The organism is Microcoleus sp. B4-D4, assembly GCF_036705185.1.
Taxonomy (GTDB): domain Bacteria; phylum Cyanobacteriota; class Cyanobacteriia; order Cyanobacteriales; family Microcoleaceae; genus Microcoleus.
On the sequence record NZ_JAUBTX010000003.1, the window covers coordinates 177,457 to 200,519 of the forward strand.

Sequence of the window (23,063 nt, forward strand, 5' to 3'; positions counted from 1 at the left end):
TAATGACTATTGACCGAATTCTGCTTGTAGCAAGTCGTCGTTGTCATCGGCGATGGTGGCGACAATAGTAATAATTCTAGAAATTTCCCCGGCAGAGATTTCGGCGATCGTCCGAGTCGAGATTACTGCAACTTGATTGTCCACAATCGCAAAATGAGATTCCAAGGTAGACAGCCAATTCATTTCTAGAATTTTCCGCATTAATTGAGCTTCATTCTTTGCCGGCAACTGCAGTACAAAAGCCCAAACAGTCAAAGTATCATCTTCGGTTTCGCCGCTGAGTTGTACGAATACTTCGACGCTGCCGTACTTGAATTTCCAAAGATGCCCGCCAGCTTCATTTTGGCCCACCATGACTTTTTGGTCTACAGCCATGCTGGCAATCACAGTCTCAATTTCTTCTGCATAGGTGACTGCTGTAGCTTTTTCTACCTGGGCATCGACGATCGCGCTTTCACTCGATTGGTTTTCTGCGGAAGCTGTTTGTATGTTCGGCTCGCTGTTAGTCATGATTATATTTAGATGGAAAACTATTCCAATAATCAGTTTACTGGGCTTTAGCTTAAAATTATTACTTTAACCCTCTTTTGTCACTCTGGGAAATTAAAAATGAGACCAAAATTTTCAACTGTAGATAGATCAAGGATTTGAGCATTTATTTTCTAACAGAATGGCCCAAATCAAGGTTTTTGGTAAAAGTCTTATGCTATAACCATCCCAGATTATTTTCTGCCGAAAGTGACAAAAGAGGGTTATGCTGAGAAATAGGCTATCTGCCCGCAAACCATTAATCTGCTCAGAGAATAATTCCTAAGCTCGGTTAAGTTCCCTATTGATTTAGGTAACTCCCCTAACCTTGCGAGGCTAGTGACAAAATACCTCAAATAATGTTTTTGTGTTGTCAGCCTCGCAAGATTACTGCGTAAGGGTTTGAGAATGTTTTATGAGTAGTCACAAGTTTAAATTTGAGGGAAAACCTCTGAGCCTCACAAAGAGCCTCTAAACATCTTGCACTGTCTCGGGTGTATCATAGAAGTTTCCCCCGCGAGTGGGGAAACAATTGAATGGAAACTTGAATTCTAGTGCTAACCCTTTGCCAATTACTTCTTTAGCTCCCTAATCGCTGGGAAAACTAATTGAGTGGAAACTCATAGGTTAAGGAATTACTCAACGCCTAACGGCATCAGACTCCTCACTCGCTGGGGAAAGTAATTGAATGGAAACACATAGCTTCCAGCAGCAAAGTTTCTACAGACAGCAGAACCGCCTCCCCACTAGGGGGGGAAACTAATTGAATCAGAAACCAGACTTTTCAACGTACCCAAAGGGACAGAAAATGGTAATTCGCCACAAATTGATGTTGATATGGGCGCCATTGGCGCTTTGCCTGGTTCCGATTTTACATGGCTGCACAATTACGGGAACCACCGGCGAGACCGCCACTATCGCTTCGCCCGGCGTTGCTTCGACTGGCTTCGCACCGAACAAGGTGCCTTCAACGGCAGAGCTAACAAAGTTGACAAAAGAGAGCCTGTTATCGTGGAACGAAGCCATCCAAGCCAAGGACTTCACACAATTTTACTCGACCATTTCTAAGGTGTGGCAACAGCAAACCACGGCGGAGAAATTGACGGCAGCCTCTAAGCCGATTACCGATGAAAACGAAAATGGTACGAATATCGAACCCTTTGTCAACGCGAGGGAACCAGTCTTCACGGCAGCACCAGCAATAGATAGTAATGGTGTGCTTGTCCTCCAAGGCTATTACCCCACCCCACCTACCCGAACAAGCTTCACCTTAAAATACTTACGCGAAGCGGATGCCTGGAAGTTGCTCGGAATTAATGTCATGTTAAACGATGAACCCCTTGCGGGAGATGCTAAGGACGCGCCCGCTGAAGATGTACCCGCTGAAGATGTGCCCGCTGAAGATGCGCCTGCGAAGGACACACCTTAACTCATGAACCTCACCAGTTTAAATGAGCTTATCCCCGCCTAACCTCTAGCAGGATTTTTTCGACGGGTTCTTAAGTCTTTGTCGAAGTGAAAAAGATTTAGAAGACCGTCGGAAAATAGCCACCACCTATTTTTTAATGTCTTACTTTTTGTCTTACGTCTAGTCTTACCCTTATCTCTACTCTCTAGCTTCTGATACATTTGAGTGCTGTCGATGTGAGAAGGGTGATATTCACTCACCCTCACCCTGCAACCTGCGCTCCCCTACCCTGCACCCTGAACACAGTGACTTTTTTGTCCTAAAATCCCAATTCAAAGATTGCTTTTTAGGATTTGATGTCGGGTTAGGCTATCGGAGTGTGAAGAAATTGTTTCAATCCTTAATAGGGTTTTAGGTTGTTTCCGACCAACTGGCATCACTGTATATTTCACTCCTGCATTTTGCGTAGGCGCTATTCACCCTCAAGCTGGTTATAGCTAAGTTCCCAAATATTTAAAAGTTCACAAAAACAGTATAGAGGGGGTATAAATACTTACGAGAAACCACGGTTGACACAGTAAAAAAACAAACATACAATTAAAAAGTTACCACGTAAAAAACAAACAAAATGACTTCAAAAATTTGGGTTGAAGGCTGCAAGTATTCTGCTATAGTTGGTACCATTTTTGGGTTATTGTTACCCGGATTACCTTTGTTAGCTGCGCCTTCTGCTATTGGTGAGAACTTGAGTTCCACCTCTTCGGGAAATTTGTTGATCGCACAAGCTACCAGCCTTTGCGTCGGTAATGACAAAATATATGAACACTTCTCAACAGCCACCTATGAAATATCCATTTGTCAGGATGAATACGAGGTCAACTATCTAGTATATGTGAATAAGAAAAGTTCCGATGATTCCAATGTTCTTATAGGCGTCACTATGGGTGACGGAACTTATAGGGCAAAAGAGGTCACTGTTAATGGAACAACATTCCTGTACTCGGTGGGAAGTTCTTTTCAAGTAACAACCGAGGATGGTGAGATGGTTGTGAGCGAAAAAACCTTCTAAAATTAAAAAAAATTTAAAAAGCCTTCTACAGTAAAACTACTCTAAATTGCTTTTTAAATTAATATTTCTCAATCAATTGTCAGAATTACTCAACGCCTAACGGCATCAGACTCCTCACTCGCGGGGGAAACTAATTGAATCAGAAACCAGACTTTTCAACGTACCCAAAGGGACAGAAAATGGTAATTCGCCACAAATTGATGTTGATATGGGCGCCACTGGCGCTTTGCCTGGTTCCGATTTTACATGGCTGCACAATTACGGCGACCACCGGCAATACCGACACTATCGCTTCGCCCGGCGTTGCTTCGACTGGCTTCGCACCCGACAAGGTGCCTTCAACGGCAGAGCTAACAAAGTTGACGAAAGAGACCCTGTTAGCATGGAACGAGGCCGTCCAAACCAAGAACTTTACAGAGTTCCATTCGACCATCTCTAAGCGCTGGCAAAAGGAAGTGACGGTGGAGGAATTCGCGGCAATCTTTAAGTCGTTTACCGATCTAGACACAAAAGGCACGAATATCGGACCTTTTGTCAACAAGATGGAACCAGTCTTCACGCCAGCGCCAGCAATAGATAGTGATGGTGTGCTTGTCATCAAAGGCTATTATCCCACCACACCTACCCGCATAAACTTCACAGTAGGATACCTACCGGAAGCAGATGCCTGGAAGTTAGCCCAGATTAGTCTCAATTTAGAAGAAGTGCCCGCCGGAGACGCTAAGGACGCGCCTGCTGAAGATGCGCCCGCTGAAGATGCGCCCGCTGAAGATGCGCCCGCTGAAGATGCGCCCGCTGAAGATGCGCCCGCTAAGGACACACCTTAGCTTATGAACCCCACCAGTTTAAATGAGCTCATCTCCGCCTAAACCTCTGGCGGGTTTTTTTCGACGGGTTCTTAAGTCTTTGCCGAACTGAAAAAGATTTAGAAGACCGTCGGAAAAATAGTCACCTGCCTGTCCGGTAGAGGAAGCCTAAAATCGTGTGTCACACGCTTGACACTATTTAATGACCTTAGCGGTTCTAGTCTCTGGCTCAGGACAGGCCCTTATCCCTCTTTTCTCACTCTGGGAAATTAAAAATGATACCAAAATTTTCAACTGTAGATAGATCAAGGATTTGAGCATTTATTTTCTAACAGAATGGCCCAAATCAAGGTTTTTGGTAAAAGTCTTATGCTATAACCATCCCAGATTATTTTCTGCCGAAAGTGACAAAAGAGGGTTAAATAACTGGTTCCCAGGCATAGCCTCGGAACCAGTATATCTCGCTTGTTTGCCGAGGCAGACGCAAGTTTGACTTGCAGAGCGGTTTCAACCAGGTTCGCGATCGTTTTTAAGCCTTGGGCTTAGTCGCCGGCGGCTTCTTCTCAATGGTATTCAACCCGTTGAGGAACATCGGCACCAATTTCTCCACAAATGCCTGCGGGTCGCGGTTCCAGGCGCGCTGAGCTACATCGACTCTAGTCATTTGCAAGTCGGGGGCGAGCAGGGTTGCGGGCAAGCGCTCCATCAAATATTGCGGGCGTTCCCACATCGGCATGGTGTTGGCAATGTCTACCAAGCGGGTGACGCGGCGGAGTTCTGCCCCCAGCATAATATCCATTCCCGATTCAAATGCAGCTTGTTCGATCGCCACATACTTGCGCTTAGCCTGTTCCACCTTCTGGCGGTGTTCCGGGCTTTTGGCAGCAATTGCGCCCAACCAGCGATTCCCCCAGCGGACGTGGCCTGCTTCTTCGGGAAAAATCTTTTCGATGGTTTCGCGAATTTTGATGTTTTCGTCGGTTTGAGGAGCCTTTTTCAGGGCGTGGATGTGGGCTGAGAAATACTCGCATCCCCGCTTCTCGGTGACATTAATCGCCGCTAGGGAAGAAATTACAAAATCTTCGCGGTCTTTGGTAGGGTCTTGTTTCTCGCTGTCGAACAACCTTTCAAACTCGTCAATGTAGGATACTCCCGGCGGCTTGCCCACATGCTGGCCCAAGTCTACCAGCAAATCTGTCAGCCACATGGCGTGCCGCGCTTCGTCGGAGATGTGCCGGGAAAGATCGCGCACAAGTTCGGCCGGTTCGCCGTCTAGCTGCTCGATCAAGTCGGTGAGGTCTTTGCAACTGCGCTGTTCGCTGAAGCGGTAGCGGTTGAGGGTGATCAGGTGGATTTCGCGATCGCGCACTACTTGAGCTAAAATTTCGCGCGCTCCCATAGCGTTGCGGAGCTTGCGGGGATAGGCAACAGTCATATTTTTATGTCGTTTTGTAAAGATACCTATATAAGTGTAACGCAATTTTTTTGCTTCCCAATTCACTCGCAAGGCAGAAGTTTTTTGTATCGGAGAATTGAGCCGTGGGGCAAATTTAGTCGTGGACGCACGGGTGGTCAGAAAGTGGTGTTTTTTGGCGATCGAGGTTAATTTTAATTAACCACATCCTAACATCCACTTGATCCCCCCTACTACAAACAACATAATTAGCCCAAAAAATCCCACAGTATGAAACTCTAGTGGTAGCTGAAGAAAACTAAAAATTCCCCCTGTTATCAATCCTACCCATGACAACCCTGCTAACATGGTTGATGCTATTAAATAAATTCCCACAATCATCCCGCCAGTAACTGCGATAAGTAATGCAATTAAAATCCCTACCACTATCATTTGTATCCCATTAGGATCGGGACAAAAGGAAGCTTGACCAATCAGCATTTGACCGAGACTTATTGTCAGAAATAAAAGCATAACCTTGATGCCTATAATCTACAGAGTTGTTTTGTAAAGATACCTACACAACTGTAACATAGTTTTGGGCTTGCTAATTCACCAAGTAAGTTAGAAGTTTGTTGTCAATGCCCCATGCCCAATTCCCAATGCCCAATTCCCAAAATTGATATCAAGTCTCAGTTGAGTCTGAAACCAGAACCGAAGCCGACTCTTGTTGAAATTTTTGTGCTTCCTCCACCTCCAATCTGGCCAGCGTACTCGCCGCATCCGCCAACTGCAAAGCCAAATTCATTCGACCAACTGGGTTTTTCTCCTTCCAAAGGTCTTTTGCCAAGAAATGCACTCGATAGCGGAACATTTTAATTGATTGTGATGGAATAACATTAGCTGTCATGGTTATAGTCTATCTTCAACAGTAGCTAGAATGCGAAGGAGTACCCGTTCCGGTTCTAGATAAACAAATATCAGTATGATGACTCGATCTTTTTTGCCAATCGTGACATCCCATTTTGCAGATTGTGGTTCAACCTGTTCATGCCTAACTATTACAGTATATTGTCCTGGTGCCAAGTCATCAAATCCCGCATCTGCCTCCATCAAAGCAACCGTTTCCTCGGCCAGTACCCGTCCGTCCCGATTCAGTAAAGTAATGAAGGCAATGCCATCAACTGAAGTCATGGCGACGTTATTTTGATTGCGAACCATCACAAAAATATCGGACATCGTTTGGTAATTGCTAATGGCTAATTGCTACTTTATACTGACAGCAGCACTTAACACACAAACAAGGATAATTACGGTGAATAATTTTAAGATTTTGTTAATTTTTACAGCTTTTGCAGCGGTTCTCGGTTTAGAAAAAAGTGGGGCACTAGCTGCTGTCTCAAATATCTCTGAGACAAAGCCTTGCGTCCAGCTTCACAGTCTACAAATATCAGAAAAGATCGATCGCAATTTAAGTAACTCGAAAGGTACATTAAAAGAAGGCAGTGCCCTCTCTGTCGATCCTGATGAAGTTACGGGGATACCAAAAGCTGAGGCGCGACAGCGTTTCATTTTGAATAAGATATATCGGGTTCAAGAAGGCACTACCGCTGAGGATTTGTTTATTGTCGATGAGAAAGCAAATAAATGGGCTGTAGAGGATGTCTCGGACGCTACTATGGGGCCTACCACTCACAGCGTAGCCCTCATGGTTTCCGGTAACGGCAAAGTTTGGGCGCTAATACAGATGTTCTAAAATTTGGGAATTGGGAATGGGTAATATCATTTCCGGTAACACTCCTTATGATGTTGACTGTTGACTGTTGACTGTTGACTGTTAAGAGGGCCCGCACTCACAGGCACCGCCCCTACTGACTGTTGACTCGATTTTATTATTCCGATGCAACCCGAAACGATATAATTGGGAATTTGGAATTGGAGTTCGCATTGATTGATTAAATATAAAAAAAAATCGCCTGCAACGGCGACCTTTTTTAGAATCGTATCATGTTCGGTCGATCGCCCAAAATAAAAGTGGTTTGTAGTGAGGACTGTAGTCCTTCGATTGTCAAGACTAAATTCCTCACCACAAACTCATCCGATCGCGATCGTTCGATTGCACATGATATCACACCTCAAAAAATGATAATTTTAATTTTTTTGAGGTGTGATTTTTAACTTATCTAACAGTCGTAGTAGAGAGCAAACTCGTAGGGGTGAGGACGCAGCCGCATCGGGTTGACTTCGTTGTCGAGTTTGTAGGAAATCCAGGTTTGGATGAATTCTTCGGTAAATACGCCGGTTTCAGTTAAGAAACTATGGTCTTTTTCCAAAGCTTCTAAAGCACCTTCCAAGGAACCGGGAGTCGAAGGAATCTTGCTCAATTCTTCCGGCGAAAGGTCGTAGATATCCACATCCAAAGGTTCACCTGGATCGATTTGATTTTTGATGCCGTCTATGCCGGCGCACAGCATGGCTGCAAATGCTAAATAGGGGTTGGATGTGGCATCTGGACAGCGGAATTCTAACCGCTTGGCTTTAGGGTTGGTTCCCGATAACGGAATCCGTACTGATGCCGATCGATTTCCTTGAGAGTAAGCTAGGTTTACAGGCGCTTCAAAGCCTGGAACTAAACGCTTGTAGGAATTAGTCGTCGGGTTGGTGAGTGCCAAAAGTGCCGGGGCGTGCTTGAGAATGCCGCCGATGTAATGCAGTCCCATTTGACTGAAACCTGCATATTGATCGCCTGCAAATAGAGGTTTGCCGTCTTTCCAAATCGACTGGTGAACGTGCATCCCGGAACCGTTGTCGTTAAACAGCGGTTTGGGCATGAAGGTGATGGTTTTGCCGTATTTTTTGCCGACGTTTTTGATGACGTATTTGTATGTCATCAAGTAGTCGGCGGCTTGTACTAATGTGGCAAAGCGGAAACCGAGTTCGCATTGTCCGCCGGTGGCGACTTCGTGGTGGTGTTTTTCGATGGGTACGCCGCATTTTGCCATTGTCAGCAGCATTTCCGTTCTCATGTCTTGAGAGGTATCGGTTGGTGCTACTGGGAAATAACCTTCTTTGTAACGCGGTTTGTAGCCGAGGTTGCCGCCTGGTTCTTCTTTGCCAGAATTCCAGCGACCTTCGATCGAATCTACGTAATAGTAGCCGGAATTTTGGGTTTGGTCGAAGCGAACGTCGTCAAAAATAAAAAATTCTGCTTCCGGGCCGAAGAATGCTGTATCGCCGAGACCGGTTGTCAGTAAGTAGTCTATGGCTTTTTGAGCTATGGTGCGGGGACAGCGATTGTACGGTTCGCCGGTGCGGGGCTCTTTGATGCTGCAAATGAAGCTGATGGTGGGTTCTGCCATGAACGGGTCGATCCAAGCGGTGGTCGGATCGATGACCATCGTCATGTCTGATTCGTTGATGGCTTTCCAGCCCCGAATGCTGGAACCGTCGAAGGGTATGCCGTCTGTGAAGGCGGTTTCGTCGATTTGGTCGTGGTACAGGGAAAGGTGTTGCCAGATCCCCGGCATATCGATGAATTTTAGGTCAACGATCTGGATTTTATTTTCTTTTATGTAGTTTAGGGCTTCTTGGGGTGTCTGGAACATCACTTACTCCTGATATTGGTGTGGTTGCGGGCGATTCTCTTCTGCAAGCTTCGCTAACGGCAGATTTCAGACTGTTTGGGCGATCGTAGGCCTTCAGCTATCAATTTTTTGTAGCAAAAGATACAATAATTCAAAATTGAGCCGATCGCGATCGGGCAGTTTGTGATTCTTGCCTTGTCTGTGTTTCGGCTGTTTATACAAAACAAACGGCTGAATTTTGCGGCTATTGGTCGAGCATTTAGTGCCGATCGTACAAATCCTATCTCAAATCTTAATCAAAGGCCGATTTGTAGTAGTCTACAATAGGCGGTCTATCTCAGATAGCAAAGTATTGATAAAGATTTTTGGGAGACAAACTAATGCGCGATGCAGTGACGAGTCTGATTGAAAATTATGATGTTGCTGGCAGGTATTTAGACCGGGATGGTATCGATCGGTTGAAATCTTATTTTGCAACCGGCACAGCACGGGTACAGGCTGCAGCGGCAATCAACAGCAATGCTGCGTCAATTGTCAAGCAAGCTGGTATCCAGCTATTTGCCGAACAGCCGGAACTGATCCGTCCCGGTGGAAATGCCTACACGACTCGCCGTTACGCGGCTTGTCTGCGGGACATGGACTATTACTTGCGCTATGCTACTTACGCCCTGGTGGCTGGAAGTACGGATGTGCTCGACGAGCGCGTGCTGCAAGGTTTGCGGGAAACTTACAATTCTCTAAGCGTGCCCATTGGCCCGACGGTGACGGGGATTGGCATTATGAAGGAGATGGTTAAGGCTGAGGTGGAAGCTGCAGGCTTGTCTGTGGGGCCTTTCCTGGAGCAACCTTTTGATTACATGATTCGCGAATTGAGCGAACAAGATATTTAAGTCAAGCAAGCTCTTTCTTTTAACAGAAAATGCTTTTGTAGCTTGTAGGTAGCACCCTCTCGATCGCTTTTTTGGCATCACAGCCTCTAAGCGATCTTTTTTATTGGTTAAAAGTCGCCAACACATCCCCAGACGAGGCATTTGTCGAGGGGATTTTTGGTTTGGCGGCGATCGATTTGCTCGGTTGTTGTTACTTCTACTTCGCCGTTGGGATAAAGAATGTGGATGATGTTACCGCTGACGAAGGCTAAGGGATTTTCTTGACAAATAGTCAAATTTTTGATAGGAAAGTTCATTGTTTTCATGCTCGATCGCCCTGATTGTGTGTGTAGCGCATCCCCCCTGTATTTACATAATCCGCTACTAGCCAAAGTTTTTGTGTGATTCTAAGAATGTTTATTTGTGATCGAACTATCCACAAAAAGCGATCTCAGTCACATCATGCAAGATAAGGGGTCTCGCCCCGCAGCTATCTCAAGCAGGGAAAAAATGACAGCGGGCTCGTGGCGGTACTTCTGCTGGGAAAAGCAAAATAATCGCCAAAAATCCGCAGTCGGGTTTTTGCGTAAGTGGTAATCTGGTTACTGTCAATAACCGTGGCGTACAGATTAAAAACCTTGGCTAAACAACGAATAGACACTTTATTAGTAGACCTAAATTTGTGCGCTTCCCGACAGCAAGCTCAGGCATTGATTCGGACGGGGAAAGTCTCGATCGACCAACAGGTAGTTGACAAACCGGGCACTGAGGTTGACATTGCAGCAAAAATTAAGATTAAAGAGCGATCGCGCTACGTTTCCAGAGGCGGCGACAAACTAGCCAAAGCTTTAGAAGTGTTTGCGATTCCCGTAGCGGGCAGAATTTGTCTCGACGGCGGCATTTCCACAGGCGGCTTTACCGACTGTCTGCTGCAAGCCGGTGCAGCCCTCGTCTACGGCATAGATGTTGGCTACGGTCAAGCTGACTGGGGCTTGCGTAACGATCCGAGGGTAATTTTGAAAGAACGCACCAATTTGCGTTACATGACTGCTGCTGAGCTTTACGGCGAGTCACCCCCCCCAGCCCCCCCTTGTCAAGGGGGGGAGCAAGAGTCACCCCCCCCAGCCCCCCCTTGTCAAGGGGGGGAGCAAGAGTCACCGCGAGCCGATTTGGCGGTAGTCGATGTGTCGTTTATTTCCCTAGATAAGATTTTACCGGCGCTGTGGGAATTGTTGGCACCGCCGCGAGAAGCGGTATTGTTGGTAAAGCCGCAGTTTGAAGTTGGGCGCGATCGTGTCGGGAAAAAAGGCGTAGTGCGAGACTCAGCAACTCAAGCCGATGCGATTTTTCAAGTATGGAAAGCAGCCACAGCTTTAGGATGGCAGCAACGGGGTTTAACGTGGTCGCCTTTACTTGGCCCGGCCGGTAATATCGAGTATCTTTTATGGTTGGGGATCGATCGCCAAGAGGAACCAGAGCCAGGGGCGATCGAAGAAAGTGTTGTCAAGGAAAGCATCGCACAAGTCGCAAAAGCGGCAGCGCGGGAACTTGTCAATCGATTTTAGATTTTAGATTTGAAATTGACTTCAACCGATCGAGCTAATCAATTTTAAAAGTCAAATTTGGAGAGCAAAACTTATCTAAAATTTGAAATTGTTTTGTCAATCAGACTCCTAAACTTTCACAAGAGTGAATAATTCCATGCAGCCATTAAAACAAGCCGGTTCGATTTTACTGTACATTCTAGGGGGCATCGGGTATTTAGCGATTGCAGCTACTATTGTAGGCGTTTCAATTCTGATCAAATTCGCAGCCCTGCTGCTGGCGGACAAATTATTATATACAATTCTGATTATCGGTGATTTGTTGAGAGGCATCGAAATTATTGAACTGTTAAATATTTTAATATTTGCTTTTATCGGCATGGGATTTGGGGTTGCTACAAAACTTTTGATTCCTCAATACGGCCGCAAAATTAGTGCAGCATTATTAATAGTTGTAGTTCCCTTAGTTTTCATGATTACGCCAGTAATTAGATACAATTCTTGGTTAGAAAAAGTCGGAGAATCGGATAACTTATTGCCGGCAGAAACAGCAACATTAACTAACTCATTTTTGCAGAGAAAAGTAGGATTGCAAGGTTTTCTAGGTTATTACGTATATACTGGTCAGTTTCCGGTAATTCCGACAAAACAATCGGAGATGAAAGACTTAGACAGCTTTGAAAAAAAAGTTAATTCCAGATTTGTGCAGTTAACAGGTGTTGCTCCGACTATTGTTACTTGGTCAATGCGGATTTGTTTTTGGCTAATCAGACTATTTTACTTTTCTATAGCGGTAATTGCAACGATCGCCCATTTTAGGGAAGGTGTGAGAATCGCGGGAAGGTAATACGATTTTAGATTTTAGATTTTAGATTTTAGATTGAAGAATTGGGAATCATATCAAATCAGGTAGCATCGGAATTAATATTACCCACAATCAGGACACGGCAATGCCGTGTCCCTACAATTAATCCGGGTAGGGAAACGGCACTGCCGTGTCCTCCGTTTATATCATTCCGGTGCCACCGGAATTAATATCAGTTGACCAATTTTTCTCAAGACTTGAAGAACCGTATAAAGTTCGTTGGTTAGAGGAAGCGGTGAAAATATTCTTGATAAGTCATATTGAGGTGGATTCTGAAAGTCTAGCTTGACGAATACAATTTCACTGCCATTTGTCATCGCAGCAAAACTCGGTCTATCCTTCCGGGGATTGGCTGTCATGTATGCTAGTGTTTGGGGAAGCGCAGACATTACTGAGATGGTGGTGCGCTTCGACTCTAAAAGTGTCACCCAAAACTGATTTTGCATCACTAAAACATCAATCCGTCCTTTAAGAGTTTCTATTTCCTCATCCTGCTCCTCTAAAACAATTCTGACAGATTTTTCAGCAGTCATTTTAAAAGGTGAATCGTAAAAACCCGCTCGTTCCAAGAGAGGCGAACCCATGATTAGCGTGACGGTTCCTTCTGTAAGGCTTCCATCATTTAGATGGTAGAGATATCGTCGCCGGATCGAATTGAGCGCGGCTCGATCCGCTTCTGTAATTTCGGGTAAATCTGTATACCATTCTGGGAAAAATCCCTCTGATTCTGTTCGCGCAATATTGAATCGAGATTCAACATCTGCTAAAGTTGGGATGATTTCAGTAATGGCTGTTGTTTGTGTCATATTTTAAACTCTTGCTGCAAGCGATCGATAATTGTATTGCGCTCGATGGTGGCGAGAATTTCTTGAATTACCGTATCTTGTCCCAGAGGGCCCCAAGTGCAGCCTTTTTCTAAATAAACTTGAGCCGCGCGACCGACAGCATAGGTTCCGTAAGCTGCTAAACTAGCTTGAGTGACAGCGACTCCGGCAAAAGTAGAAAAGCCGATTTGTGGAGCAGCAGCAGCGGCACTTTTGCCAAATCCCAAGAGGAAACTGCTACCTAATTCTCCCAAAAGTACGCCGCCTGCGCTAGAGAAAATAGTCTGCCAAAGTTTCCCGGCTTCGTAACCAGTCATCGGTAAACCGTAAAGTCTGGATAAGGAGCGAATCAAGGCTAAATCTGCGACAGTTGCTCCCATGACATCTAGGAAAGCAACGGGATTTATCCCCACAGCCAAAGCTTTGTATTTGGCAAATTGCCAGATTAAATCGTCGGCTTCTGTTTGCCGCAATTTGAGAACTTGACGGGCAATGTTTGCTTCGGCATCTCTAGCTTCTACTAAAGCATTGAGAGCGAGGAGCGATCGCCCTTCTCTGTTAAGAATTGTCAAAATTTTGTGCTTGAGTTGGTCTATCTGGGGGGGAGGCGACTCCCATTCGTGGGTGACACTTCCATCTGACCATTCGACGCGCACTTGCACCGGTGCGGGTTCGGCGGCTACCATGACTATTTCTAAAGATTTAGCAATTTTAGGAGCGGATTTTGGTGTAGATTGATCGGAAGTGTTGTTTGGTCGATCGCCCGAAATTTCCGTATCTGTGGCATCTGTTGCCGAATCTGCTGCTAAACCTTCAGAATTTCCCAGTGATTGCAAACTTTGGTAAATAGCTTTTCTGTCTAATTCTGGATACAGGTCAATTTTATTAAAAACTAAAATCAGCGGTTTTTGAGCTGTTTGCAATTCGCACAAAGCTTGATATTCAGTGCGGGTGATATCGCCCGCCACGACAAACAGAATTAAGTCAGCTTGGCGAGTGACTTGTTTTGCCATATCGCCGCGCACTTCGCCGCCAACTTCATCAATTCCGGGAGTATCAATTAACTCTACTTGAATCCCCCCTGGCCCGCTCTTACTGAGGGGCGGTTCCATAGGCCCGCCCTGACTGAGGGGCGGTTCCATAAGCCCCCCCTTACCAAGGGGGAGTTGGGGGGGTTCTACACTGTCAAGGAGGGGCAAAGGCACGCTCCAGCGCACGGAACGCGGCCACTGAGTAACGCCGTTGAGAGGGCCTGTTTGGAGAATTTTTTGACCCAGAAGCGCGTTTAATACCGCTGATTTGCCACGGCTGACCATGCCGAAAGTGGCAATACGAATCACATTGCGATCGAGCTTTTCTGAGGTGTAACTTAAGATATCTAACTGAGCTTGCAGCGCCGCTTCTAATTCTGTGTTGTTCGAGTTTTTTTTGCCTTGGCGCAAGTGAGAATACCGCGCGAGGGCTTCGCGCAAACTGGCACGGGCTAGGGACAAGCGATTTTCTTGGATGGAATTGTCAGCCATTGGCGATCGGCTTTTTTAAGCAATGTAATTGAGCGTCGAACTATAACATTCTATTTCTTATTTTAATACAATTTTTGATAAAAATCTAGTTTTTTATTGGGGAGTTTTTCAAAAAATATTGAACGGGTTCTCCGGCCCGTTCCACAATAACAAAAAAAATGTGGCACAGGCCGGAGAGCTTGTTCTTTTCCCTAACGCTAGGCTCCGCCTCTGAAAATTGTATCGACGTTGAGCTCCATATTAGGAAATGTAGGTGAAATAATGCGATCGCTCCCTCTGAATTGTGTAATCCTATACTCTCCGTCCACAAGCTGGCAAACCGAGAGGGTGGGTTGTTTGGGGTCGCCAATATGACGTATTCCGCCGAATGCAGCATAATCCGCAATCCAATATTCGAGGATTCCCATCATTTCGTAATCTGCCAACTTTTTGAGATAATCGTCGCGCCAGTTGGTACTGACGACTTCAACAAGCAGCGGGATAGATGTTCCTTGGGTGATTGTTGCTGACTTCAACCATAAGGGTTCGGAGGCTAAAGCCTGACGGTTTAATAGCAAAACATCAGGGATATATCCTGTATCTTTAGCTGGTGGCTTAACTAGCGCTTTCGAGGGAATGCGGTATGGGAGTTGCAGTTGGGTGTAGAGCAGCGTAAATTCTTGAACAAGGTATGCTGTGATATCTTCGTGTTCTCCTGTGGGCTGCATTTCAACCATTACCCCATCGTGAAGTTCGTAGGATTTGTTATCGGGTTTGTCTTCTATAAATTGTTCAAAGGTTAGTATTTTGGGTTGAGTTTGTATCATCGTGCCAACCTTATTTAGGAATAACAAAAAAGGAAAATATTAGCTGGTTCCGTAACGGGAAAGATGCCCGTTCCACAATAAAAAAATTTTTCTTGTGGAACAGGCATCTTGCCTGTTGCTTTATTTCAACTTAATTTGCGGCTGAATTTACTGCCTCGGACTGAGACATTTGAGGCGCGAGACGACTCGCCACTTGATTGATGAAACCTTGCAAGAAGGAAACTTGCTGATTTTGCATAAATACTGCTTGCAAAGTTTTCGTCAGTTCCGTAAGATTGAAGATGCCTTTAGCATTTTCCAATTCTTGAGTTGAGAAATATTCAATCAAACTCAGTCCGGCTATTCTGGTAAAGTAGGCTGCACTAATTCCCTGCACCGCGCCTCCTGCTGCATAGGTGACGGCATTGCTTTTCAGCAGTCCAGTAATAGTTTGGGTAGACAGTTCTACTAATCCCAGTTTGAACATTTGGGTTGCTAAAGTTCCCGCTACTGTTTTAGCTTGGTCTAAGGAGAATTTTTGCTGGTAGATAGCGCCGAGGTCGATGACGAGTTGGGTGCTGATGGCGGTTGTTGCTAGCAAGTCTAAGGCGGGAACTGGGTTAGCAAAAACGGCGGCGGCGGCGATGTACTGATATTGTTCGATGATGGGAATCGATCGATCGCGCCTGACTGCATTTAATAAGGTTTTTGCTTCTAATTTAATAGTCGCAGCTTCGCGCACCGCACTCGCCCAGACCAACTGTTGCCGTTCTTCGGTTACGATTTTAGTCAATCTTGCTGTCAGCGGTTCGAGTTGAGAAACTTGATTTTCGATCCGTTCTTTAACAGTGCCGTCTGCTTGGTGCTGCCGCACTTTAATAGAATTTGGGGAAGCTGCGATCGCAATTATATCTTCTGTTCCCAATATTCCTTGCATTCTTTGGTGCAACTGCTGCAAAACTTGCGACTGCTGCGTTGGCAAATATTGGTCTAGTTTGTTCCAGACTAGCAGCACGCGCTGACCTGCGGAAGCTAGCTGAGATAATGTTTTAAATTCAGAATCCGTAATGTCGCCCGCTGTCACAAACAACACTAAATCACCGCTGATTTTAGCATCGACATTTGTTGTATTGGTAAACAGCGGTGCTGTTTCTGAGAAAATCTGCTTTGACGGTTGTTGTGATGCCCAATTAGAATTTAAAACTTGAATTAAGGCAGTTTTGCCGACAGCTTTGCCGCCAGTTACGGTAATCCGCAAGTCTTGTCTGTCTAATTCCGCTTTGAGCCGATCGAGCTTTGCTGTTAGATTAGCCGGATTTGCCGAGTTTTGAGCTTCCTGAGCTAGCAAATTAATGGCGGCGGATGCCGTGGCGATCGCTTTTTCGGCTGCTTCCCGGTTGACTAGGGGTTCCGGGAGTGCGAGTTCGAGTTTGGGGGATTGTTGCTTCCACCACCAATAACCCGCACCAGCGGCCGCCAAGCCGATTAGTGCCGTTTCGCCCATTTCTGAACCCGAATACTGTAGAGTTTCCAGTAGCCACAGCGCCGCTGAAAGTCCTATTCCGCCTATCAAAATCGGTCGCCGCAAGTTAAGTGTCATTTTTACCTTCCTGTGGGTATTATTGCCAAGCTTAACCTTAACGGGCTTGGTCTTTGTCCCTATATTCCATCGTACCTCTGGGATATCGAAACTGGCAGGCGGGATACCGGTGCGGATTACACCCTCAAGTTTTTGGACAAGTGCCAAATCTACTTTCAGCATAAATCACAGGATCGATCGCAGTTGTCAAGTCGATCGACACAGATACACACCGATGGTTTTCTGATGGGAAAGTGAAAAACATGGGGCCAGAAACCGGGTTTTTTAACTAAATACTAGCCAAAAACCTTCTATTGCTAAAAAACCCGGTTTCTTTGCTTCTTGTTATTGTTTGAGAACTAAGACAAATAATTGTCTAATCTCCCAAACAAATTCCCAAACCGCGGGCCGTTTTAACCAGAGTACCGTTGAAGTCTACCGGTCTGTATTTGGAAATCGCATCTTCCAACGGAACGCTGACAACTTCTCGCTGCTGCCAAGATACCATGCAGTCGTATTTCTCTTCGGCAATTAAATCAACTGCTGCAACCCCAAAAGCAGAAGCAATTAATCTTTCTAACGAAGAAGGCGTTCCCCCGCGTTGAGTGTGTCCCAAAACTGTGACGCGGGTTTCTGCACCGCTACATTCCGAAATTGTATCAGCTAAATACTGACCGATTCCGCCTAATCGACTTTGACCCAAGCGATTTGTGTGCATTACTAATTCGCCTGCTTCTGTGCGAACTGCCTCCGCTACTACAACTAAACAGTAGTTTTTTCCGCGTTGTTGGCGTTCTTGGATTTTGGCACAGATTTCAGAAATTTTGTAAGGAATTTCGGGAATCAGAATTATATCAGCTCCCCCAGCAATTCCGGCACTAATTGCAATATGTCCGGCGTCGCGTCCCATGACTTCAACAATTATCACGCGGCTGTGACTTGCCGCAGTAAAATGCAAGCGATCTAGTGCTTCTGTGGCAATATTGACAGCAGTATCAAAACCGATCGAACGCTCGGTAACTCCGACATCATTATCAATAGTTTTAGGAATAGCAACTAAATTCAAATTACCTTCGAGAGCAATCTTCCTGAGAATGGCGAGACTACCATCGCCACCTATGCCAATTAAGGCATCCAGACCGAGTTGATGATAGCCTTGAATAATATCATCGGAGCGATCGCGCACAGTTCCGTCAGCCATCGGGAAAGCAAAAGGGTTGCCCTTATTTGTCGTGCCCAGCATTGTACCGCCAATGGTGAGCCAAGAGTCTACTTTCTCAATATTCAAAGGAATTGCTTCCGGGGGACGACTCATCAATCCGTTGGTGGCTTGACGAATTCCCATTACTTTCCAATTGTAAGTTCCCGTTGCGCGGTAAACAACGGCTCGTATCACGGCATTTAAACCTGCACAGTCACCTCCGCTAGTGAGAATGCCGATACACTTTTGTTCTCCCATAATTTATGCCAGACTTTTGTTACTCAGAACATGGGTTGATTTTTTTAGATCCCGATCGTCCAATCCTTATTTGCGACGTAATTTAGCGGCTCTAGCCTCCCAAATCACCGTCTCAAATACAATATAAATTTTACTTGGGATTGAGGCGTTTAGAAACTTGGTTAATGATACCGCTGAGAATTGCACCGCCCATGAGAATTCCCAGGGCGGGATTGAATACGGGCTGCCAGAGACTGTACCACAAATCGAAACCGAGATTCACTCCGGTCGATCGCCCAACTACGGCGATCGCAAACCACCCAAAAATAGCAAAGACGAAAAACACATCAGCTACTAAAATCAAGTTGATAAAGTTAAGAATTTTATCTTTCATGGTCAATAGTTCCTTTTGAGTGTATATGTGTCAACTGTCAACTGTTGACTGTTGACTGTTGGCTGTTGACTGTTGACTGTTGATTGTTGACTGTTGACTTTTGACTCGATTTTATGATTACGATGCAACCGGAAACGATGTCAGTCGATTTTAGATTGGGGCGTTGAAGATTTAAGATTTGCTCTCCCGCTGAATCTGGAATCTTGAAGCTGGAGCGAAAAATTTTCTTTCTCCATGACTTAAATTGGGGGCTTGCATCCATTTTAAGGGCGTCAAATTTGGGCCAGCGGTGGGGAAAGGAGCGGAACGATCGCTGCAACAGGCGATCGAATAAAGATAAAATATCATTCAATTGTTGTCGCACACTTGTGGTCAAAATATGGTTCGCTATACACTCCCTCAAAGCCCCGAAATTATTTTAACTGTCAGAGGGAAAGATTCAGTCAAAGCCCGCGAACAAGCGATGGATAAGCTGATGCTGCTGATGGATGAAGGTCAGCTACCTACAGAGCTCGCAGAAGGATTTGGGCCCAAGCAGTTTGTTGAAGTTAAGGAGATCGAAGATGCCGCGTCGGATGGCGAAGACGCAATTACTGAAGCGGTGCAGATTTTGAGCAATTTGGCAAGTCTCAAATTGAAAGTCATGGAATCCCGCGAAGAAGCACTCAAAATCCGGGAGGCGATCGACATTTTGTTTACAGATGAGTCTGTGACTGCAGAAGAAATTGGTCGTCTCAAAGACGGTTTCAAGGTTCTCAAAACCTTCGCTCAAGCTAACGTCCGCTATCGAGAAGCTAGGAGCCAAGCTGAGGAAGCGCGGACAATTCTCGACGGAGCTTTGCAATCAGTAGAACCCGAAAACAAGGCGCAGAAATCGGCGAAATAAAAGTACAAAGAAAGCAGTTTTTACAGGGCATATCGCAGAGATATAGCCTTTCGATCTCTCATCTGAGGTACTATCCGGGATAGGGGATAGGGCATAGGGCATAGGGCATAGGGCATACCTCACCACGCTTGAGAACCGCTATACCGCCCTCTGAATACTAGCCATATCCCATTAATTACCAGTCATCAAAAGTTCGGACAGTTTTTTTAACGGGCCTGTAAGCCGATCGCGAGCAAGCCCGGTCATTTTTAACACATTTGAGGAAACTTAGGAATAAAATATATTAAAAATGCTCGATCGCCCACAAAAAATGTACCGCCAAACATTGCGAAAACCCGACGGCCGCCCGATCGCACTGTACAGCCGCTACCCAATTCCAAAAGGCATCGCCGCCGTAAGTCCCAGCAATGAACCTGTAAAAGCCAACCCGCACTTTCGCTGGCATCCCTTGCGGGGGGAATGGGTAGCATATGCCAGCCACCGTCAGGAAAGAACTTTCATGCCACCGCCGGAATATAACCCGCTGGCTGCTACAATTAATCCCAGATTTCCGACAGAATTGCCACGAGGAAATTACGATATAGCAGTTTTTGACAACCGCTTTCCATCGATGAGTTTCCAGGCAAATAACGCGCCTATAAATATTGTAGAAACTGTGCCAGCTAACGGCGTTTGTGAAGTTGTCGTTTTTACTCAAGATCCGCTGGCTTCGTTGGGTTCTTTGGAATTAAGTCACTTAGAATTGTTATTAGAAGTGTGGGCAGATCGCACTTCAGTTATCAGCAGCAATCCCGAAATTCAATATGTCTTGCCTTTTGAAAATCGCGGCGTAGAAGTTGGAGTAACTTTGCACCACCCCCACGGTCAAATTTATGCTTATCCGTTCGTGCCACCGGTGCCGGCGCGGATGTTAGAATGTCAGTCGGTTTACTATCAAAAAAACAGCAGCGGTTTGCTGCAAGATTTGATTCAAAAGGAAATTTCAGACAAACAGCGAATTCTGTATTTAGATGAATATGCGATCGCCTTTGTGCCCGCTTGCGCCCGCTACCCTTACGAAGTGTGGATTGCGCCCATCGCACCGGTTGCCACATTTATCGATCTTACCGAAAAACAGCGTCAAGGACTTGCCAAGGCCTTAAAAACAGTCGCCCTTAAATATGATGGTTTGTGGCACCGCCCATTTCCTTATTTGATGGCTTGGTTTCAAGCGCCCACAGACGGAAAGCCTCACCCAGAGGCACATTTGCACGCTGAGTTTTATCCGCCCTATCGATCGCGCGATCGGCTCAAATACCTAGCGGGAACCGAACTCGCAGCGGGAATGTTTGTCAACGATGCTTTACCGGAAGAAAAAGCTCAAGAATTGCAAGCCGTATCTGTCAATCTCTATTAATAACCTCGCTCAATTTAGTTTGTAGTGATGACTTTAGTTCTTCTTTATTAAACACTTTTTTAAGAAAAACTAAAGTCCCAGGGGGAACCTTGCTCGTTACCAGGCTCTGCCTAGTAATGCAGGTGCGGAGGCTCTGCCTCCTTTGAGGAAGGCAACTTACAGTAGAGAGAACAGTATGAGGTATTTAAGTTATTAAGTTGTCGATCCTAAAATCCTTACTACGAACCTTTTTTCAGAAGAAGTGAAGTCCTCACGACGAACCAATACGGTTCACTTAAGATTGTCATATATCTATGAAAAAACCGGGTTTATGAGGTGTCATGAATATGGTTTTTATACTCTCAACACAGCTCTTTCGGGATTTTCGGGATTTGGAACTAAACGCTGATTTTTGCAATCTACCAGCAAGTCTAAAGTTTCTAAGACAGTTTGACCTATCAGCACGATATCGCCTAAAACCATTGCGGCCTCGATCGTCTCGCGCCCTGCCATTTCAATAATCATAGGCCCAGTCAATCCCACTGTTTCTTGTCTGCCATCAGCATATTTTGCTATTTCCTGACTCCGAATTCTCAAACCAAGGTGTTCGCAAACTTCTACAGGAATTGCTGTGCGTACTGCACCAGTATCTATCAGTGCTTCTGCTTCGTACACTCGCAGAAGATTTGGATTGAGCAATCCTCTCTTGACTAACTCTTCATCAATGGCATTCGTTAGCTTGACTTTGACTCGAACTGCACCCATATTTTTGGTTGTTTGACTTAGATTGCGATCGATATTTATCATAGCGCCTCTCTTTTTCTACAGAAAGTCTACCTTCGATTATAGCTTGAAATGCGGGCAGCCACAGGTTAACACCTGCGGCTGCAATTCAACGCAAATTATCGCGAACTAACTACTAATCTTCAGCATAGATATACCGATACAATTCGCTCGGGTCGGGTTCGGGACTCTTCTCGGCAAAATCTACCGCATCATCAATTACAGCTTCGATCTTTTTGTCGATCGCTTTTAATTCTTCAGCAGTAGCCAAAGTGCGATCGATCAAATCAGCAGCCAACTTCTTAATCGGATCGCGGGGGAACCAATATTCCTTCTCTTCCTTAGAGCGCAACTCATCAGGATCGGCCAAGGAATGACCCCGAAAGCGATAAGTCAAAGCCTCGATCACCGTCGGGCCTTCGCCAGCCCGCGCCCGCGCTACAGCTTCCTTGGCGACTTCCCGCACCGCCAAAACATCCATCCCGTCAACCTCGAATCCAGCCATGCCAAAAGCATGAGCTTTTTTATAAATTAAGGGGTCAGAAGTGGCTCGCTCGTGGGCCATGCCGATCGCCCATTTGTTGTTTTCCACAACATAAAGAATCGGCAATTTCCACAAAGCAGCCATATTCAAACATTCAAAAAACTGCCCGTTATTTGCAGCACCATCGCCAAAAAAACAAGCAGTTACGCCATCGGAACTCTCATCGCCCAAAGCTTCGCGCCGGTACTTCGATTGAAAAGCCGCCCCCGTAGCTACCGGAATCCCCTCAGCCACAAAAGCATAGCCTCCCAACAGCCGATGTTCGGCCGAAAACATATGCATCGAACCGCCCCGGCCCTTCGAGCAACCGGTTTCCTTCCCGAACAACTCCGCCATCACTTCCCGCGCTGGTACGCCCGCGCTCAAAGCGTGAACGTGATCGCGGTAGGTGCTGCTGACGTAATCCGTACTATCGCGGCGCATCGATCGAATCACGCCAGTAGACACCGCTTCCTGGCCGTTGTACAAGTGGACAAAACCAAACATTTTGCCCCGGTAGTACATCTCAGCACACTTGTCTTCAAACAAACGCCCCAAAACCATATCCTCGTAGAGCATCAAGCCCTCTTCGCGAGAAATAGTTACGCTCTGTGCGTCAAAAACTGGTAAAATCCGTTCCTCAGCCATAAAAAATTAATACCCGATCGCCTACTTAAACATTTAAATGTAAACCGACAGAGGACACAACCCAGCAGAAAATGGTCGAAAATTTTCTCGCCCTGCTGTTGGGAAGTTGTTAAAATCAGGGAAGCAGGGGGCTGGCGTGCCACTCCGACAGCACGGACTCTTGCAGAAACCCGACTAAGTTGTCACTAATGCTTTTGTTAAAAACCAACCTTAGCTAAGATAGGCTAATTTAGTTGCTA

25 protein-coding genes are annotated in these 23,063 nt (G+C 45.8%); 10 read left to right on the plus strand and 15 right to left on the minus strand.

What is annotated here, in order from left to right; genetic code table 11:
* Nucleotides 1-6: 6 nt before the first annotated feature.
* A complete protein-coding gene (locus QUB13_RS04040; RefSeq protein ID WP_333379172.1) occupies nt 7-510 on the minus strand; it encodes a YbjN domain-containing protein in 504 nt (167 codons plus the stop codon).
* An 855-nt stretch (nt 511-1,365) separates the two neighbouring features.
* On the opposite strand from QUB13_RS04040, the gene QUB13_RS04045 reads away from it, so the two are divergent.
* The 4 genes from QUB13_RS04045 (at nt 1,366) to QUB13_RS04060 (ending at nt 3,832) form a co-directional block, all read left to right on the plus strand.
* On the plus strand, nt 1,366-1,596 hold the full coding sequence (locus tag QUB13_RS04045) for a hypothetical protein (protein ID WP_333379174.1): 231 nt from the start codon (nt 1,366-1,368) through the stop codon (nt 1,594-1,596).
* Nucleotide 1,597: 1 nt separating this feature from the next.
* Nucleotides 1,598-1,957, plus strand: coding sequence for a hypothetical protein (locus QUB13_RS04050; protein ID WP_333314788.1), 360 nt, complete (start codon nt 1,598-1,600; stop codon nt 1,955-1,957).
* A 607-nt stretch (nt 1,958-2,564) separates the two neighbouring features.
* Complete coding sequence (locus QUB13_RS04055; RefSeq protein ID WP_333379176.1) at nt 2,565-3,005, plus strand: hypothetical protein; 441 nt, start codon at nt 2,565-2,567, stop codon at nt 3,003-3,005.
* Nucleotides 3,006-3,139: 134 nt separating this feature from the next.
* A complete protein-coding gene (locus tag QUB13_RS04060) occupies nt 3,140-3,832 on the plus strand; it encodes a hypothetical protein (RefSeq protein WP_333379178.1) in 693 nt (230 codons plus the stop codon).
* Nucleotides 3,833-4,340: 508 nt separating this feature from the next.
* On the opposite strand, the gene QUB13_RS04065 is transcribed toward QUB13_RS04060, so the two are convergent.
* From QUB13_RS04065 to QUB13_RS04080, 4 genes are all read right to left on the minus strand, one after another.
* Nucleotides 4,341-5,246: a ferritin-like domain-containing protein gene (locus QUB13_RS04065; protein ID WP_333379180.1), complete on the minus strand. Its 906-nt coding sequence runs from the start codon at nt 5,244-5,246 to the stop codon at nt 4,341-4,343.
* Between the two features lie 177 nt (nt 5,247-5,423).
* Nucleotides 5,424-5,705: a hypothetical protein gene (locus QUB13_RS04070; protein ID WP_333379183.1), complete on the minus strand. Its 282-nt coding sequence runs from the start codon at nt 5,703-5,705 to the stop codon at nt 5,424-5,426.
* Between the two features lie 184 nt (nt 5,706-5,889).
* Nucleotides 5,890-6,114, minus strand: coding sequence for a hypothetical protein (locus QUB13_RS04075; RefSeq protein WP_194008599.1), 225 nt, complete (start codon nt 6,112-6,114; stop codon nt 5,890-5,892).
* A gap of 2 nt (nt 6,115-6,116) precedes the next feature.
* Nucleotides 6,117-6,443 (minus strand): hypothetical protein, encoded by a 327-nt coding sequence (locus tag QUB13_RS04080; RefSeq protein ID WP_333092225.1) that lies wholly within the window; start codon nt 6,441-6,443, stop codon nt 6,117-6,119.
* Between the two features lie 16 nt (nt 6,444-6,459).
* Here QUB13_RS04080 and QUB13_RS04085 point away from each other — a divergent pair, with 16 nt between their 5' ends.
* The gene (locus QUB13_RS04085; RefSeq protein ID WP_333092226.1) at nt 6,460-6,960 is read left to right on the plus strand and encodes a hypothetical protein; all 501 of its coding nucleotides are present in this window, start codon (nt 6,460-6,462) and stop codon (nt 6,958-6,960) included.
* A 427-nt stretch (nt 6,961-7,387) separates the two neighbouring features.
* Here the strand turns inward: QUB13_RS04085 and glnA are convergent, their stop codons facing one another.
* Complete coding sequence (gene glnA, locus QUB13_RS04090; protein ID WP_333379186.1) at nt 7,388-8,809, minus strand: type I glutamate--ammonia ligase; 1,422 nt, start codon at nt 8,807-8,809, stop codon at nt 7,388-7,390.
* A 359-nt stretch (nt 8,810-9,168) separates the two neighbouring features.
* Between glnA and apcB the strand changes: the two genes are divergently transcribed.
* On the plus strand, nt 9,169-9,678 hold the full coding sequence (apcB, locus tag QUB13_RS04095; protein WP_333379374.1) for an allophycocyanin subunit beta: 510 nt from the start codon (nt 9,169-9,171) through the stop codon (nt 9,676-9,678).
* Between the two features lie 107 nt (nt 9,679-9,785).
* Here the strand turns inward: apcB and QUB13_RS04100 are convergent, their stop codons facing one another.
* Entirely contained in the window at nt 9,786-9,974 is a 189-nt protein-coding gene (locus tag QUB13_RS04100) for a hypothetical protein (RefSeq protein WP_333379189.1), read from the minus strand.
* A gap of 321 nt (nt 9,975-10,295) precedes the next feature.
* Between QUB13_RS04100 and QUB13_RS04105 the strand changes: the two genes are divergently transcribed.
* Nucleotides 10,296-11,222 carry a TlyA family RNA methyltransferase gene (locus tag QUB13_RS04105; RefSeq protein WP_333379191.1) on the plus strand — a complete coding sequence of 309 codons (927 nt, stop codon included), beginning with the start codon at nt 10,296-10,298 and terminating at the stop codon, nt 11,220-11,222.
* Nucleotides 11,223-11,358: 136 nt separating this feature from the next.
* The gene (locus QUB13_RS04110) at nt 11,359-12,048 is read left to right on the plus strand and encodes a hypothetical protein (RefSeq protein ID WP_333379193.1); all 690 of its coding nucleotides are present in this window, start codon (nt 11,359-11,361) and stop codon (nt 12,046-12,048) included.
* Nucleotides 12,049-12,212: 164 nt separating this feature from the next.
* Here QUB13_RS04110 and QUB13_RS04115 read toward each other — a convergent pair whose 3' ends face one another.
* From QUB13_RS04115 to QUB13_RS04140, 6 genes are all read right to left on the minus strand, one after another.
* A complete protein-coding gene (locus tag QUB13_RS04115) occupies nt 12,213-12,872 on the minus strand; it encodes a type I restriction endonuclease subunit R (RefSeq protein ID WP_333379195.1) in 660 nt (219 codons plus the stop codon).
* Nucleotides 12,869-14,413 (minus strand): GTP-binding protein, encoded by a 1,545-nt coding sequence (locus QUB13_RS04120; RefSeq protein ID WP_333379197.1) that lies wholly within the window; start codon nt 14,411-14,413, stop codon nt 12,869-12,871. Before QUB13_RS04120 ends, QUB13_RS04115 begins: the two co-directional genes overlap by 4 nt.
* A 197-nt stretch (nt 14,414-14,610) precedes the next feature.
* On the minus strand, nt 14,611-15,219 hold the full coding sequence (locus QUB13_RS04125; protein WP_333116065.1) for a Uma2 family endonuclease: 609 nt from the start codon (nt 15,217-15,219) through the stop codon (nt 14,611-14,613).
* A gap of 130 nt (nt 15,220-15,349) precedes the next feature.
* Nucleotides 15,350-16,798 (minus strand): YcjF family protein, encoded by a 1,449-nt coding sequence (locus QUB13_RS04130; protein WP_333379199.1) that lies wholly within the window; start codon nt 16,796-16,798, stop codon nt 15,350-15,352.
* 355 nt (nt 16,799-17,153) lie between these two features.
* Nucleotides 17,154-18,236, minus strand: a complete 1,083-nt coding sequence (locus QUB13_RS04135; protein ID WP_333116071.1) for an ATP-dependent 6-phosphofructokinase — start codon at nt 18,234-18,236, stop codon at nt 17,154-17,156.
* A 130-nt stretch (nt 18,237-18,366) separates the two neighbouring features.
* Entirely contained in the window at nt 18,367-18,609 is a 243-nt protein-coding gene (locus QUB13_RS04140; RefSeq protein WP_194011923.1) for a hypothetical protein, read from the minus strand.
* 379 nt (nt 18,610-18,988) lie between these two features.
* Here QUB13_RS04140 and QUB13_RS04145 point away from each other — a divergent pair, with 379 nt between their 5' ends.
* Both QUB13_RS04145 and galT read left to right on the plus strand, forming a co-directional pair.
* On the plus strand, nt 18,989-19,495 hold the full coding sequence (locus QUB13_RS04145; RefSeq protein WP_333379201.1) for a hypothetical protein: 507 nt from the start codon (nt 18,989-18,991) through the stop codon (nt 19,493-19,495).
* 289 nt (nt 19,496-19,784) lie between these two features.
* Complete coding sequence (gene galT / locus QUB13_RS04150) at nt 19,785-20,891, plus strand: galactose-1-phosphate uridylyltransferase (protein WP_333379203.1); 1,107 nt, start codon at nt 19,785-19,787, stop codon at nt 20,889-20,891.
* Nucleotides 20,892-21,224: 333 nt separating this feature from the next.
* Here the strand turns inward: galT and QUB13_RS04155 are convergent, their stop codons facing one another.
* Nucleotides 21,225-21,677 carry a clan AA aspartic protease gene (locus QUB13_RS04155; protein ID WP_333379205.1) on the minus strand — a complete coding sequence of 151 codons (453 nt, stop codon included), beginning with the start codon at nt 21,675-21,677 and terminating at the stop codon, nt 21,225-21,227.
* Between the two features lie 112 nt (nt 21,678-21,789).
* Nucleotides 21,790-22,824, minus strand: coding sequence for a pyruvate dehydrogenase (acetyl-transferring) E1 component subunit alpha (gene pdhA, locus QUB13_RS04160; RefSeq protein WP_333379207.1), 1,035 nt, complete (start codon nt 22,822-22,824; stop codon nt 21,790-21,792).
* Nucleotides 22,825-23,063: the final 239 nt, after the last annotated feature.

Coding starts and splice junctions, on each gene's coding strand:
- QUB13_RS04080 (WP_333092225.1), bottom strand. CDS start 6,443: ATGTCCGATATTTTTGTGATGGTTCGCAATCAAAATAACGTCGCCATG.
- QUB13_RS04065 (WP_333379180.1), bottom strand. CDS start 5,246: ATGACTGTTGCCTATCCCCGCAAGCTCCGCAACGCTATGGGAGCGCGC.
- QUB13_RS04135 (WP_333116071.1), bottom strand. CDS start 18,236: ATGGGAGAACAAAAGTGTATCGGCATTCTCACTAGCGGAGGTGACTGT.
- QUB13_RS04125 (WP_333116065.1), bottom strand. CDS start 15,219: ATGATACAAACTCAACCCAAAATACTAACCTTTGAACAATTTATAGAA.
- QUB13_RS04120 (WP_333379197.1), bottom strand. CDS start 14,413: ATGGCTGACAATTCCATCCAAGAAAATCGCTTGTCCCTAGCCCGTGCC.
- QUB13_RS04145 (WP_333379201.1), top strand. CDS start 18,989: ATGGTTCGCTATACACTCCCTCAAAGCCCCGAAATTATTTTAACTGTC.
- galT (WP_333379203.1), top strand. CDS start 19,785: ATGCTCGATCGCCCACAAAAAATGTACCGCCAAACATTGCGAAAACCC.
- QUB13_RS04155 (WP_333379205.1), bottom strand. CDS start 21,677: ATGATAAATATCGATCGCAATCTAAGTCAAACAACCAAAAATATGGGT.
- QUB13_RS04085 (WP_333092226.1), top strand. CDS start 6,460: ATGGCTAATTGCTACTTTATACTGACAGCAGCACTTAACACACAAACA.
- QUB13_RS04100 (WP_333379189.1), bottom strand. CDS start 9,974: ATGAACTTTCCTATCAAAAATTTGACTATTTGTCAAGAAAATCCCTTA.
- QUB13_RS04055 (WP_333379176.1), top strand. CDS start 2,565: ATGACTTCAAAAATTTGGGTTGAAGGCTGCAAGTATTCTGCTATAGTT.
- apcB (WP_333379374.1), top strand. CDS start 9,169: ATGCGCGATGCAGTGACGAGTCTGATTGAAAATTATGATGTTGCTGGC.
- pdhA (WP_333379207.1), bottom strand. CDS start 22,824: ATGGCTGAGGAACGGATTTTACCAGTTTTTGACGCACAGAGCGTAACT.
- QUB13_RS04115 (WP_333379195.1), bottom strand. CDS start 12,872: ATGACACAAACAACAGCCATTACTGAAATCATCCCAACTTTAGCAGAT.
- QUB13_RS04075 (WP_194008599.1), bottom strand. CDS start 6,114: ATGACAGCTAATGTTATTCCATCACAATCAATTAAAATGTTCCGCTAT.
- QUB13_RS04070 (WP_333379183.1), bottom strand. CDS start 5,705: ATGCTGATTGGTCAAGCTTCCTTTTGTCCCGATCCTAATGGGATACAA.
- QUB13_RS04130 (WP_333379199.1), bottom strand. CDS start 16,798: ATGACACTTAACTTGCGGCGACCGATTTTGATAGGCGGAATAGGACTT.
- QUB13_RS04110 (WP_333379193.1), top strand. CDS start 11,359: ATGCAGCCATTAAAACAAGCCGGTTCGATTTTACTGTACATTCTAGGG.
- QUB13_RS04040 (WP_333379172.1), bottom strand. CDS start 510: ATGACTAACAGCGAGCCGAACATACAAACAGCTTCCGCAGAAAACCAA.
- QUB13_RS04045 (WP_333379174.1), top strand. CDS start 1,366: ATGGGCGCCATTGGCGCTTTGCCTGGTTCCGATTTTACATGGCTGCAC.
- QUB13_RS04140 (WP_194011923.1), bottom strand. CDS start 18,609: ATGAAAGATAAAATTCTTAACTTTATCAACTTGATTTTAGTAGCTGAT.
- glnA (WP_333379186.1), bottom strand. CDS start 8,809: ATGTTCCAGACACCCCAAGAAGCCCTAAACTACATAAAAGAAAATAAA.